Raw genomic sequence first — 13,046 nt, 5'->3', positions numbered from 1 at the left:
CAACGGTGGCAGGGGTAAAAATTAACGTATGGGAAACGTGGTGAGGTTAGTCGTCATCACCTGTTTTGAGGTGATCATGATACCCGTATTTTTCCCATTGGGCGGCTGTGGTCAGATGCTTCGGTTCTTTGGAGCTAAACATGCCACAGGCGGATAGTCCCAAGGTGCAGGCCAGCAGCAGAACCGCGCGTTTCATCTTACCGAATATCCCTTACCCGTTTTGTCTGCTTTTTCTATCTCATTGCAGGGCATCGCGAGCAAGTGGAGATTGCAGCCAAGAGTGATTAACGCCGCAATTCCATGCTAATGGGGCCTTCACGCCGCCCGTGGGTGAACTGATCTACATACGGGTTGCCACTGTTCATGAGGGAAGATGCCGCTCCCTGCCAGATCAGCTTGCCTTTGTAGAGCATGGCGGCTTCATCCCCAATGCGTTGGGCAGATGCCATATCATGCGTAATGGCAATGGCGGTGGAACCCAGCTTTTTCACGCAATCTACAATCAGCCCATCAATCACCGCACCCATAATGGGGTCCAGCCCGGTGGTGGGTTCATCAAAAAACAGAATATCCGGCTGGGCGGCAATGGCGCGGGCCAAACCCACGCGCTTTTGCATGCCGCCAGAAAGTTCGGAGGGGTATAAATCCCCCACAGAAGGATCAAGCCCCACTTGCGCCAGAATGGTGCCTGCATGGTTGCGGGCATTCTTGCGGGTGATTTTATGCAGCGCCAGCAGCCCGAAGGTGACGTTTTCCCATACGGTCAAACTGTCAAACAGCGCGGCGTTCTGGAACAGCATGCCAATTTCACTGCGCAGTTTTTCACGCCGTTTTTCCGGGGCTTCCAGAACGTTTTCGCCATCAATTTCAATAATGCCGGAATCTGGCGTAATCAGCCCCAGAATACAGCGCAGCAGCACGGATTTGCCCGAGCCAGACCCGCCAATAACAACAAAGGATGTACCCTGTGCAACATCCATGGAAACACCATCCAGCACCTTTTTGGCGCCGAAGGATTTGTGCAGGTCCCGAATACGGATTTTAGGCGTGGTGCCTGTCATGGTCTGGCTCATTGTGAAAAGAACAGGTCTGTCAGCAGGTAATCAAAGGCCAGCAGCATGATGGATGCGGCCACCACAGCGGCTGTTGTGGCAGACCCCACACCTTCTGCCCCGCCCTTGCTGTTATAGCCGTAGTAGCAGCCCATTAGCGCAATAAGGAACCCAAACAGCGCAGCCTTTACCAACCCTACGGTTACATCAATGGCCTTGAGGGAGTTTAGCGTGGCCGTAATGTAAGCGGGGGCAGAAAAGCCCAGCTTCACCACAGCTACGGTAAAGCCGCCTGCCACACCCAGTATGTCTGCCACCAGCACCAGCAGGGGCAGGGCAATCAGCCCGGCCAGCAGGCGCGGGGCCACCAGATACTTCATGGGGTTGGTGGAAAGGGTGGTGAGCGCATCTATCTGGTCTGTTACGCGCATGGTGCCAATTTGGGCGGCCATGGCAGCCCCCACGCGGCCAGCCACCATAAGCCCAGCCAGCACTGGCCCCAGCTCACGCGTAACGGCCAGCACCACAATACCGGCAATGGCGCTTTGGGCATGGTATTGCGCAAACCCGGTATAGGATTGCAGCGCAATAACCCCGCCAGAAAACAGCGCCGTAAGCGCCACCACAGGCAAGGAGAAAAAGCCTGTTTCTAAAAAGGTGGACAAAAACACGCGCCCATAAAACGGAGGACGCACAATGTGCGAAAGCCCAGAAGCCGCAAACAGGGCCAAAGCCCCCGCCGCGCGAATAAGGGAGAGTGTAGCGCGGCCAAGGCGGGCCACAAGATCAAGCACCATGTCCATGAGTGTGGACTGTCCGTTCCTGCTGAAGTGTGAAAAGGCAGTTCCAGCAGCCGTAACCTGTGCGGGCGGGTTCGTCAAAGCATCGTTGCGTGGTGGGCTGGGGGTGTTACTCTTTCAAATAACAAATACTGCATAAATCAGGCAGGGCTGATTTGAACGCTTAATTGGGCTACGCATAAAAAACAGTTCAGGCGAGCCCTTGAGTTTGTTCCTGTTTTATTCCACATCAGGGGGGATGAACCAGACAGCAAAAGAGCTTGCCTGATGGCTAAAAAACCTTCCCGCACCTATGTTTGCACCAATTGTGGCGCTGTACATGCCAAATGGGCCGGGCAGTGCGATGCCTGCGGTGAATGGAACACGCTGGAAGAAATGGCTGTGGAACCCTTGGCCGCATCCTCTGCCGCGGTGCGTGGTGGCAAGGGGCGGCGCGTGGCGTTGCAGGCGTTGGAGGGGGAGATCAAACTTCCACCACGCACCCAAACAGGCATTGCAGAGCTTGATCGGGTTTTGGGTGGTGGTCTTGTACCTGCTTCTGTTGTGCTGGTGGGGGGTGACCCCGGCATAGGTAAATCCACTTTGCTGCTTCAGGCCGCCAGCAAGCTGGCAGGCAAGGGCGAGCGGGTTCTGTATATCTCTGGTGAAGAAGCGGTGGACCAGATCCGCCTGCGTGCCCAGCGGCTGGGTGTGGCCGGAGCCAAGCTGGATTTGGCGGCATCCATCAACGTGGCAGATATTGTGGCCACGCTGGAAGCCGAACCCGATGTGCGGGCGGTAGTGATTGATTCCATCCAGACCATGTGGCTGGAAACCATAGATAGCGCGCCGGGTACGGTCTCTCAGGTGCGGGCCTGTGCGTTTGAGCTGATACGCGCGGCCAAGCGCCGGGGGTTCAGCCTTATTCTGGTTGGGCATGTAACCAAGGAGGGCGCGCTGGCTGGCCCGCGTGTGCTGGAGCACATGGTGGATGCCGTAATGTATTTTGAAGGCGATAGGGGCCACCAGTTCCGTATCTTGCGCGCCGCCAAAAACCGCTACGGCGCAACGGATGAAATTGGCGTGTTTGCCATGACAGACCGCGGTCTGGAGGAAGTAAGCAACCCATCAGCCCTGTTCCTGGCCGAACGGCGGGGCAATATTGCCGGCTCTGCCGTATTTGCCGGGCTGGAGGGCACGCGGCCTGTTTTGTTGGAAGTGCAGGCCTTGCTGGCCCCCAAAGGTGGAGATGGTGCCCCCCGCCGTGCCGTGGTGGGGTGGGATACAGGCCGCCTTTCCATGTTGCTGGCTGTGCTGGAAACGCGCTGTGGGCTCAAACTTTCTGGCATGGATGTGTATCTGAACGTGGCAGGTGGCCTAAAGGTGGCGGAACCTGCGGCAGATCTGGCTGTGGCGGCTGCGCTGGTTTCTGCCGCCAGTGGCGTGCCCACCAGCCCCGGAGAGGTTTATTTTGGAGAGGTTGGTCTTTCTGGCGAGGTGCGGCAGGTGGCGCAGGCCGATGCCCGTTTGAAGGAAGCTGCCAAGCTGGGGTTTGACCGCGCCGTGTTGCCCCGCCGCATTGCGCGCGGCAACACGCGCTCTCGCCCGCCGGAGGGGCTGCATCTGCGTGAAATCGGTCATATTTCTGATTTGGTAAGTGCAGAAATGGAAGCTGAGTGAAACTGACACATTGCCATTTGCACAATGTATCGGTATAGTGCGCCCCACAAAGATGCGGATGTAGTTCAATGGTAGAACGGCAGCTTCCCAAGCTGCATACGAGGGTTCGATTCCCTTCATCCGCTCCAACTTCCAAAAACCTAATGAAATCAAGCACTTGTCGCATAGCAACGTTACTCGGCCTGTAAGCGTGCGTTACAGGGTCAGCGTTACACCTTCCGATACAAAGAAGGGTGCTGAAGATATGCGGAATATGCTGAAGCGTGGGAACAGTTATTCTGTCCGCTTCAACGTGCCTGAAGATAGACGTGCAGATGTCGGAAAGGTCTTTGGTGCCAAGAGTGGCATGAAAGATGAGATTGTCCGCACCTTGGGCACTCGTGACTATCGAGAAGCCGTGAAGCGCCGTGATGCTGCCCTTGCGGCTATCAGGAAGGAAGTCAACGCCAAGCTGACAGATGCAAACCTTCCACCCTTGCATGGTGATTATGTGCCTAACTGGTGGGCTGCACCTGAGAAGGCTGTAGAAGCTGGCCTTCATTATAAAAAGCAGATTGATCAAGCCTCAGAAGCTTATGAGCCATGTGAAGGGATAGTGCCGGGAACGATTGCAGAAGGCGCTCCTACGTCTGAGAAGGAACATATCAGGGCCGTTGTGGCTGACTTGGTGCTTGAAGCTTCTGAAAAACTCCCTCCGGCGGAGGGCCTGCGCTACTACAACACTGTCATGGGCATTGCAGAGGGCCAGGAAACGCCCTTGGAACCACTTGCAGAACGTTGGCTGGCTGATGCTAGGCGCTTGGTCTCTAACGGCCTTCTGAAGAGGCACAGGAGAGTCTTGGCGATCTTCTTGGAATACCTGGATAGCGTTGGTGTGGCGCGTGTTGTGCAGAAGGTGGACAAGAGGCAGGCAAGGCGCTTCAGGGAGTGGCTGATAGCCCAGGGCAAGGAAGCCAACACCGTCAATTCGTATTTGTCCTCTTTGCGGTCTTTCTGGACGTGGCTGGATGATGCTGGGGAGGTGAGTGACAGCAATCCTTGGTCTGGCATGTCTGGGGGCTTGAAGAAGCTAGCCAAGAAGGATGCAAAGGCAAGAGGTGAGAAGCGGCCCTTCACTGATGATGAATTGCTGCTCCTGCTCAAAGGTCAGCCTAGCAGCCGACAGCGTGCCCAGATGATCAAGGATGTGTTCCGCTTGGGCTTGCTGACAGGGGCAAGGCAGAATGAGCTTTGCAGCCTCACAAGAGGCCGTGTGGTGGTGCCTGATGATCCTGCCGAGCTTTGGGGCGTTGAGGTGACTGAGGATGTCAGCAAGACGGAAAACAGCGTCAGGACAATCCCGCTTCATCCCTTGGCAAGAGAGATTGTGGAAAGACGCCTGAAAGACTGCACAAGCCAGCTAGACGGTGACTTGGATGCGTCCTTGTTTCCTGAATGCCCGCCGGGTGGTGAAGATAACAAAAGGGGCTGGACGTTCTCAAAGGACTTCCTGCGCTATCGAAAGGCTGTCTTGGGTGATGAAGGCAATGGCACAGACTTCCACAGCACCAGAAGATGCTTCTCCACCTTCATGGAAGTGGCAAGGGCCAATGGTGTGACTGCCTGCACTGATTTGGTGATTGATCACCTCATTGGACACAAGGCGGAAAGGCTTGCAGCAAACACCTATGCAGCAAAGCAGCTTGATTGGTCTCTCTATTCAGAAGCCATCCTTGGCATGGTTGAAAAGGGCATGTCTGAGAAGGTGAGGGCTGCAATGCTTGATGAGAGTCAAAAAGAAGCCCGCTGAGAGCCTTGCAGCCTTTCCGTGGTGAATGACACCATGAGAAGGTCTTGAAAGCTATCAGCGGGCAAATATGAGGCTGTATGGGCCTATATGGCTCACCTGTGGCTTCGTTAGTTTCTAGAGTGCGGGCAATCTATCAGCTAGCGGCCTGAGAATGAGGTTGATTAGACCGATAATTCAAGCTGCTTGATGTGACGGGCAAGATTTTGCAGTTCTTCAACGGCCACAATATCTTTGTAGCTGAAAATCAGTCTGTATTGACGCAAATATGTTGCTATTTCATCCCCGAAAACTGCCTTTTGAGCTTCGTAAAGACTGGCATCCTCAATGTTGAACTCTAGCAGCCGTTCAACTTCATACGTCGGTATACTCAGATCATCAGCAATATCATTAAGTGATGAGCCGTTAGCAGATAGTTCCACCGCTTTATTGAGTTTGGTCAAAGGCTTGCCAGTGGTGTGTCTGCCTTTCGCAATGCAATCCTGCATGTTTTCTTGCTGTGTCCCATCTACAAGGTGATCAGGGCTGACGCATAGATGGTTGTCGCACAGATGGTTAACGGTTTTCCCTGCTGACAACGGGTGTTTGAAATGCTCGAAAGCCCAGCGGGCAGCTGTCGTGTTTTTCTGCTGGCTGCCATTATGTTGATTGAACTGAGGACGGCCTGCACCATCACAGCTTGCAGTCCATTTCCAGCAAGGAGAATGCAGCTTTGAATCTTCCGGTGGTGGTGTTTCGGTGACATGCGACAGGAATCGTTTTTCTGCTTCGTTCTGAGGAGTTGGTAGGGTCATAATGTTCGTTCCTTTTGTGTATGTTTCTTACCACTACAGTTGCATTTTGTGTCGTGAGTGAGCGCGGATAGCACTGGCCTGATGCGTTCGTCGAAAGACGGACCATCTGAGGATGTGAGAGACGGGTAGTCTGCGTTGTGCAAGTTTTACGACGAGGCGCCTGATCTCCTGAATGGACCAGCGGACAAGGACTGTCGTGTTCTGAGTTGTGTTTTTTTCGGTTTCAGTGAGTTTGCCTGGTAACGGACACTGGCCATGACGGCATAGGCCAGCATGACCAGAGAGACATGCCGATGCCAACCATGCCAGGAGCGGGTCTCGTTATGATCAAGACCAAATTCGTTTTTGGCCGTCTCGAACCCTTCTTCGATCCTCCAGCGCGTCCCTTCAACGTTCACCAGTTCCTGCGTGGTTGTCCCTTTCGGGCTCCAGGTCGTAAAATAGGCAAGGTCCCCGTCAGCGATGTTTCGGCGGATCAACAGGCCACGTGTCCATGGTCCGGCTATAGGGCAGTCAAATTCTTCAGCATCCAGATCAGCAAGCGGAAGATACGCCCAGTCATAAAGTCGCTCACCTTTTGTGCCGTGCCCCGCTGACAGACGACGCCAGGCCTGGTCTGGCAGTCCTGCTGCAATATCTTTCGCCTCTCCGGCAATCAGCGGTTCCGTTGCCCATGATCCGAACCAGTGATTGCCCTTGACCCCAAGCACATATCCAATTCCTGCCCGGCGAAGCGTGCGTTCTACGTCGCCCACGCCATACACGCTGTCTGCTGCAACCCAGCGGAACGGCACACCGGCCTCAATACTTCGCTCAATCATCATCGAGGCTAACGCCGGTTTGGTTGCAAACACCACGTCATCGGGAACGTGGGCCCGCTTCAGACGCTCAGGCTTTGATGTCCAGTCTTTCGGGAGATACAGGGCGCGGTCAATAAAGGCATGCCCCCGTTCCGAAACATAAGCGCCAAACACACCAATCTGGCAGTTCGTGATCTTGCCGGCAGATCCCGTATACTGCCGCCCCACACCGCAGGACGCCTGACCCTTCTTCAGAAAACCGGTCTCATCAATGACCAGCACGCCCTCTTCAGTGCCCAGATGCTCAATCACATAATCCCTGACGACGTCACGAAGGGCATCGGCATCCCAGTGCCCGCGTCCCAGAAGCGCCTGCTGCCGCCATGGACCAGGATCTCCTGCGGCTTCCGCTCGCATCCATCCCGTCTTGCGTGGTTCATTGCCAATCAAAACATCAAGAAAAGCACAGGCCGAATCTACGACACGTTTTTGCGTGAACAGCGGCGCCATCCGATCCTTGGCGGACCGAAGCGAGCGCGCCCATAATTCCAGCGTCTCTTCAACAGACGTACCGCCACTCATCATATCCTGAATCATGGTTACCCATAGATTCAGAACTCAACACAAAATGCAACTGTAGTGTTACGTGTCAGGTTGTGAGACGTCATTGGCGTAATCAAGGATTTCGTCGACCTGTTTCATGATGTCACGACCAGCCGGTTTGATATAGTCTTGATTACGTGACGCGGGATGTTTTTCAAGCCATGAGATGATGCATTGGGCGGGAGCGATGCCGCCCAGAACACGCTGCGGGCGATGATTGTAGGCGAAACAGAAGCCTCTGAGCAGAATTTCCAGATCTTCATGGTTTGAGACACAGACCTGCAGTACTTCTGTAGCGACACGGCCATTGAAGCGTTCCACCATTCCATTGGTCTGAGGGGAGTAAGCCTTGGTCCGGCGTCGGTCGATTCCCATGTCATGACAGGCTTTTTCGAAGGCGTCCGCTGTAAAGCAGGAGCCACGATCGGTCAGGATATGGGTGATCCGGAAAGGAAAGGCCGATTTGACGGCATTGAGGAAATCAACGGAATTATCCGCATTTTCCGCGTCATAAACAGCCAGGTGCACTGAACGGGAACAGCGATCGATGGCGACATACAGAAAACGTTTCCGCCGGTCCCCATCTGCTGTCTGTAATTTTGGCAGATGTTTCACATCGATATGGACATAACCGGGATCGTAATCGCGGAACTTTCCCTGTCCCCGAACTGGTCCGGCCTTTGGAACAGGAGGCAGCCTGTTCAATCCGGCGTCTTTCAGTATCCGCCAGATATTGTCCCGGTTCAGATGCGGCAGGAAATGCCGTAAGACAAAGGTCAGATCATCCAGACCAAAACCGGTAGAACGCCGAAGCTGACAGACAATGGCGCGCTCCTCCTCCGAGGCTTTCCAGGCCAGCCTCCAGGGACGGCTGCTGCGGTCCTGACAGGCGTCCGAACCACGCCTGCGCCACTTGCGGACTGTTTCATCGCTGATCCCGTAGCGTCTGGCGAGCACGGATGTCGGTTCTGACGAACGAGCTATCTCAGCCCGGACAGCCGGTGTCGTGCGTGCCTGTGGGTGGATCTGAAGCATCATTCGGTCTCCCTGCAAACGGAAGAAAACAACGAAGCATAACGCGGTATCGCCCACGCTACATCATCCCAATGACGTCTCACAACCTGACAGTTACGGCGTGTCGTCAGTTAAGCAGGATGATGATTGAGGCGAACTGCACGGCTGCGAGGAAGGTCGATTTCAGTTTATCGTAGCGGGTTGCGATAGCGCGAAACTGCTTGAGTTTATTGAAGAACCTCTCAACAAGGTTCCGTTCGCGATAGAGAGAAAAATCGGTTTTCCGTCGTGTCGTTCTGTTGCGTTTTGGCGGGATGACCGGGGTAATCCCGCGCTGTATCAGCCGATCGATCAACCTGTCCGCGTCATACGCCTTGTCAGCAAGGAAAGCATCCGGTTCGATGTTTTCCAGAAGTGGTTCTGCCTGGGTGATATCGGCATCCTGTCCCGGTGTGATGCCGAGTTCCACTGGATTGCCCAGAGCGTCGCAGATGGCATGGATCTTTGTAGTTAGCCCGCCTCGTGATCGTCCGATGGCCTGATCCGTGCCCCTTTTTTGAGAGCTCCGGCACTATGCTGATGCGCTCGGACAATTGTGCTGTCGATCATCATGTATTCGTTGTCGTAATCAGCGGCCAGATAACGAAATATCCGTTCGATGACGCCGCTTTCACACCAGCGGCGCAGACGCCGGTGCACGTTTTTCCAGTCACCGAAACGGGCAGGAAGGTCGCGCCATGGAATACCCGCGCGATAGCGATACAGCACCGCCTCCACGAACAGACGGTTATTCACCGCAGTGCCGCCGACATAGCCTTCTCGACCAGGAAGAAGATCCTTTATCCGCTCCCACTGGTCATCGCGTAAACTATAGCGCCGCATCTGTCTGTCTCCCCAAAAAATGGGAAAACAGTCAGCACACGCAGACACAAAGTACAACCCTCACGTGCCACTCTCAGGGCTTAACTGACGACACGCCGTAGTTGTTTGTTGGTTTGGCTTTGGCCCGCTTTACCGATGCTAAGGCCATGCCTGAGAGGTCAGATAAGGTGTTGGTGGGTAAATAGGCGTGACGGTTCATTAGCCATCCCAGACGCTCTTGCTTGCGTGGAAAGGCTGACACGTTGCTGATGATTTGTGGCCACCCCAGAGAAGCAACCACCTCCGGCACACGTGCTGTCCAAAATACCGGAAAGGGAAAGCTCCGCTTGGCACCACTAAGCCTGATGCTGTGTATTGCTGATGGGTCTATGTTGTCGCCATAGCCACCATTGATTGTCTTGTCTGTTGCTAACGTGCGGGCCTGATTGCGCCCATATGGTGCAGTCGTTAGCCAACCATGCTCAATCATGAGGCGGCGGACGGCTTCTGCGGATGGTGTTGCTGCTTTATCAGCGCCAGCCCAGAAACCATCAGTTTGCCACAGTGCTGCATCCTCAGCTATTTCAGAAACGGTAAGCCCTTTCTGCGTCTTTGCGGGCTTGTGGTTTCTTGCTGACTTAGACAGCCGTGGTCGTTTTGCAGCCACATATGGCGTGCAAGACATACCATCATAGGCGCAATCATAACTCGCTGGCCCGAAATGGGCGTCACGGTTCCTCTGCGTCTCCGTGAATATGCTGGCCACTAGATGTGGGTCATCACGGTATAAGCGGTGCTGTGCTTCTGCCACGTCTGAGCAGCCGTCCATGATCATGTCATGTGCGGAAAGCCTTATGCGAAGCGTGTCTGGTGTGGTGCCTTGCTGAAGGGCATAACAGACCACAGGGGCCTGCTGGCTCTGGTTGAGAGGCAGGTGCAAGATACTAGGGCCTGTTAGGGCTTGATCCAGTCTGCTGCGGCAGCGATGTGGATGACCGCGAGGAACGACGTTGCTGTTTTTTCATATCTGGTTGCGACAGCGCGCCACTCCTTGAGGCGAGCCCAGAGGTTCTCAACGAGATGCCGACACCGATAGGCCCATTTGGGGCAGGCGACCGGGCCATCGCGTCGTTTCGCAGGAATGGCTGGCCGTGCTCCCATGTCCCATATCCGTTCACGCATGGCGTTCGACGCGTAGCCCTTGTCCGCTACTACCCACAGGGGAGTGGCGGGAAGGCTGTCGAGCATGGCTGGTGCCAGAGGCAGTTCATGAGCCTGTCCAGGGGCCAGCGCAAAACCGAAGGCTTTTCCATGTCCATCAGCGATCACGCAGACTTTTGTGCCATAGCCGCCGCGAGAGCGGCCAAGTGCTTCACGATGGTCTCGCTCTTCGAAAGAGGCCCCTTTTTTTGGGCTCCCGCCGCTTTGTGGTGAGCCCTGATGTTTGTGCCATCCAGAAAAGTCATTCCGAATGCCACTCCCTGTTGTTCCTGAACCAGTGCGAGCAGCCGCTCCCATACGCCGAGCTTCGCCCAGCGGATGAAAAGCTGCGCAGCCCGCCACCACGGACCCAGTTCAGCGGGGATACTCCGCCATTTCGCGCCATTCTCATGACGCCAGAAAATCGCTGCTATCGTCCGCCGCAGATCATGTGGCGGCGTCTTGCCCCTCGGGCGAACCTCCTCAATCAGAGGTTCCCAGATCGCCCATGTCTCGTCCGTAAAGGTGCCTGTTCTGTCTCCTTCTTCCATCCCTACAATATGGGAAGAAATTCAAGATCTAACAGGCCCTAGAAGTTCCTAGAAACAAGTTTTACGGATTTACGACACCCGCAAGAACTCCTGCGGATGTCAGCAAGGATATGTGGCGATTGCTTTATGTAATGCAAGTCATTTTTTGATGATTTAGTGTTTTTATAAATGTTGATTTTATTTTACGCATGTTTGATTTGCGTCCACGTCATTACTAATATTTGGTTCTAATGGTCTTTATTGCTGTAATAGATAAATGAGCCTCGTAAGTTATAATATAGTGTCTGCCAGTGTTCTCAGCAGCAAACCTTCGGTGGTATCGCTGAGAGTGCTTAGCAGAAGGTCTTGCAGCCCTTACGGTGTTTAACACCAAATAAGCATATTCATGCTTCAGCATTATGCAGCATTTATAAATGCCTCTCTTAGCATGGGTGTTATTAAGACATAAGAAAACCCTGCAAGATTACCTTACAGGGCTTCTTTAAGATGTCTTATAGTAATGGTGGACGGTACAAAGCTGTTTTGAGCAACCTTCTAGTATATATCTACAACCTTATGAAATCCTTAAGCGAACGCATATTTGGCCTCCAAGACCCCTTCGAGACACAAGTCACCGGGCAGTGGAGGAGGACCAACTGGCTTCCTTTTATCGCCCTCTACAGGCTTTCCTTGAAGCAACTGAAAGCCCTCATCTGAGAGCCTCAATCCTGCCTCATCATAGATGGCCCACATGCTGGCCTTGTCAGCCCTTGGGCGACCACTTCTCATAGAGCCTCCAGAGCATCTCCAAGATGATCTTACGCATCCCCTGCATGTTCCCTGCGTGGCTCATGAACTCATCGTGGACAAAGAGGAAGTCTTGTATCCAACACCACCAGTAAGGCAGGCTTTAATCCCCCTTTTTGAAATCCTCCTGAAACCATGAAACGGAAACAAGGAACCTTCTAGGCCTCTTTCAGTTTTTCTAAAAGCCTCACAGATGCCCGCTGAGTGCGGTCTGCTTCTTGTCTGCTGTCATTATGCTGGAATGTCTGCAAGGGCACTGTGCGGGCTTCTATGAGCTTATATGAGCCAGCAAGGCATGACGTGCAGGAATCCCAGCGATTCCAAAGTGTGCATGGTTTCTTGTCTGCTTGGGTGTGTATCAATACCGCACAACCAACGTTGCAGATGATGAAACACAAGGAAGCCGTGATGCAGGACTTGCCAACCTTCGTGACATATCTCCGTGTCAGCACCCAGAGGCAGGGGCAATCTGGCCTTGGTCTGGAAGCTCAGAAGAAGGCTGTGCAGGATTATGCGGCTTCCTCTGGTGGCAAGGTGCTGGCTGAGTTTGTGGAAGTGGAAAGCGGCAAAAGGAATGACAGGCCACAGCTTACGCAGGCCATGCAGCGTTGTAGGCTGACAGGTGCCGTGCTGCTTATAGCCAAGCTCGACAGATTGAGCCGTGATGCTCATTTCCTGATTGGTTTGGAAAAGGCTGGGGTGGAGTTTGTGGCTGCTGACATGCCTCATGCAAACAGGCTGACGGTCGGCATCATGGCCTTGGTGGCACAGCAGGAGCGGGAAGCTATTTCAGCACGCACCAAAGCGGCCCTTGCAGCGGCAAAGGCTCGTGGCGTGAAGCTTGGGGGCTATCGTGGAGGCCCTGCACTCAATCCAGCGGAGGGCACACAAGCAGCCTCAGAAGCACGCAGGAAAGCAGCACAGGGCTTTGCTGAGCAGGTGGGGCCGATGGTGAAGGAATTGACCGGACAAGGTCTGTCATTGCGCCAAGTGGCTGCAAAGCTCACAGAGCAGGGAATCAGGACGGCAAGAGGCGGGAAAGTCTGGACGGCAGCGGGTGTTTCTCGTGTGATGATGCGGATTTGATGCTTGTTATAACACTCTTCGGGCATCGGCTTCTGATGAATGAAGCAAAGGAGA

At 54.2% G+C, this 13,046-nt stretch carries 12 protein-coding genes and 1 tRNA gene; 4 read left to right on the top strand and 9 right to left on the bottom strand.

Translation table 11 applies throughout. From position 1 onward, the window contains the following. Positions 1 to 46 precede the first annotated feature (46 nt). The 3 genes from ABNV41_RS07765 to ABNV41_RS07755 all read right to left on the bottom strand — a co-directional run bounded on the left by ABNV41_RS07765 (position 47) and on the right by ABNV41_RS07755 (position 1,855). A complete protein-coding gene (locus tag ABNV41_RS07765) occupies positions 47 to 196 on the bottom strand; it encodes a hypothetical protein (protein WP_167506844.1) in 150 nt (49 codons plus the stop codon). A gap of 88 nt (positions 197 to 284) precedes the next feature. Continuing rightward, positions 285 to 1,073 (bottom strand): ABC transporter ATP-binding protein, encoded by a 789-nt coding sequence (locus tag ABNV41_RS07760; RefSeq protein ID WP_080986758.1) that lies wholly within the window; start codon positions 1,071 to 1,073, stop codon positions 285 to 287. Continuing rightward, the gene (locus ABNV41_RS07755) at positions 1,070 to 1,855 is read right to left on the bottom strand and encodes an ABC transporter permease (RefSeq protein WP_003629138.1); all 786 of its coding nucleotides are present in this window, start codon (positions 1,853 to 1,855) and stop codon (positions 1,070 to 1,072) included. The genes ABNV41_RS07760 and ABNV41_RS07755 overlap by 4 nt, the downstream gene beginning before the upstream one ends. A 264-nt stretch (positions 1,856 to 2,119) precedes the next feature. On the opposite strand from ABNV41_RS07755, the gene radA reads away from it, so the two are divergent. The 3 genes from radA (at position 2,120) to ABNV41_RS07740 (ending at position 5,300) form a co-directional block, all read left to right on the top strand. Further along, a complete protein-coding gene (gene radA / locus ABNV41_RS07750) occupies positions 2,120 to 3,511 on the top strand; it encodes a DNA repair protein RadA (protein ID WP_004448875.1) in 1,392 nt (463 codons plus the stop codon). A 54-nt stretch (positions 3,512 to 3,565) separates the two neighbouring features. Then, positions 3,566 to 3,639: transfer RNA gene (locus ABNV41_RS07745), tRNA-Gly, on the top strand. A 125-nt stretch (positions 3,640 to 3,764) separates the two neighbouring features. Then, entirely contained in the window at positions 3,765 to 5,300 is a 1,536-nt protein-coding gene (locus ABNV41_RS07740; protein ID WP_349934526.1) for a DUF6538 domain-containing protein, read from the top strand. A 161-nt stretch (positions 5,301 to 5,461) separates the two neighbouring features. On the opposite strand, the gene ABNV41_RS07735 is transcribed toward ABNV41_RS07740, so the two are convergent. From ABNV41_RS07735 to ABNV41_RS07710, 6 genes are all read right to left on the bottom strand, one after another. Next, positions 5,462 to 6,091 carry an HNH endonuclease gene (locus ABNV41_RS07735; protein ID WP_050819419.1) on the bottom strand — a complete coding sequence of 210 codons (630 nt, stop codon included), beginning with the start codon at positions 6,089 to 6,091 and terminating at the stop codon, positions 5,462 to 5,464. A gap of 146 nt (positions 6,092 to 6,237) precedes the next feature. Next, a complete protein-coding gene (locus ABNV41_RS07730) occupies positions 6,238 to 7,488 on the bottom strand; it encodes an IS701-like element IS1452 family transposase (RefSeq protein ID WP_012812328.1) in 1,251 nt (416 codons plus the stop codon). A 45-nt stretch (positions 7,489 to 7,533) separates the two neighbouring features. Continuing rightward, entirely contained in the window at positions 7,534 to 8,529 is a 996-nt protein-coding gene (locus ABNV41_RS07725) for an IS481 family transposase (protein WP_087652154.1), read from the bottom strand. Between the two features lie 106 nt (positions 8,530 to 8,635). Beyond that, a protein-coding gene (locus ABNV41_RS07720) for an IS5 family transposase (protein WP_087651418.1) occupies positions 8,636 to 9,390 on the bottom strand; the annotation gives its coding sequence in 2 pieces (ribosomal slippage) (positions 8,636 to 9,051 and positions 9,051 to 9,390; 756 coding nt in all). A 73-nt stretch (positions 9,391 to 9,463) separates the two neighbouring features. After that, positions 9,464 to 10,309 (bottom strand): hypothetical protein, encoded by an 846-nt coding sequence (locus ABNV41_RS07715; RefSeq protein WP_349934525.1) that lies wholly within the window; start codon positions 10,307 to 10,309, stop codon positions 9,464 to 9,466. Positions 10,310 to 10,323: 14 nt separating this feature from the next. After that, positions 10,324 to 11,120 (bottom strand): IS5 family transposase gene (locus tag ABNV41_RS07710; RefSeq protein ID WP_082779839.1). Its coding sequence is split into 2 segments (ribosomal slippage): positions 10,324 to 10,781 and positions 10,781 to 11,120, totalling 798 coding nucleotides; the frame shifts between segments, so codons are not numbered across the junction. A 1,215-nt stretch (positions 11,121 to 12,335) separates the two neighbouring features. Between ABNV41_RS07710 and ABNV41_RS07705 the strand changes: the two genes are divergently transcribed. Then, a complete protein-coding gene (locus tag ABNV41_RS07705; protein WP_310257829.1) occupies positions 12,336 to 12,992 on the top strand; it encodes a recombinase family protein in 657 nt (218 codons plus the stop codon). The last annotated feature ends 54 nt before the right edge of the window (positions 12,993 to 13,046 follow it).

Origin of the sequence: Acetobacter sp. A11-2 (assembly GCF_040208445.1) — a bacterium.
Classification (GTDB): Bacteria; Pseudomonadota; Alphaproteobacteria; order Acetobacterales; family Acetobacteraceae; genus Acetobacter; species Acetobacter oryzoeni.
Note: the sequence above shows the minus strand (reverse complement) of the source record. Positions and strands in the feature narration are given on the sequence as shown.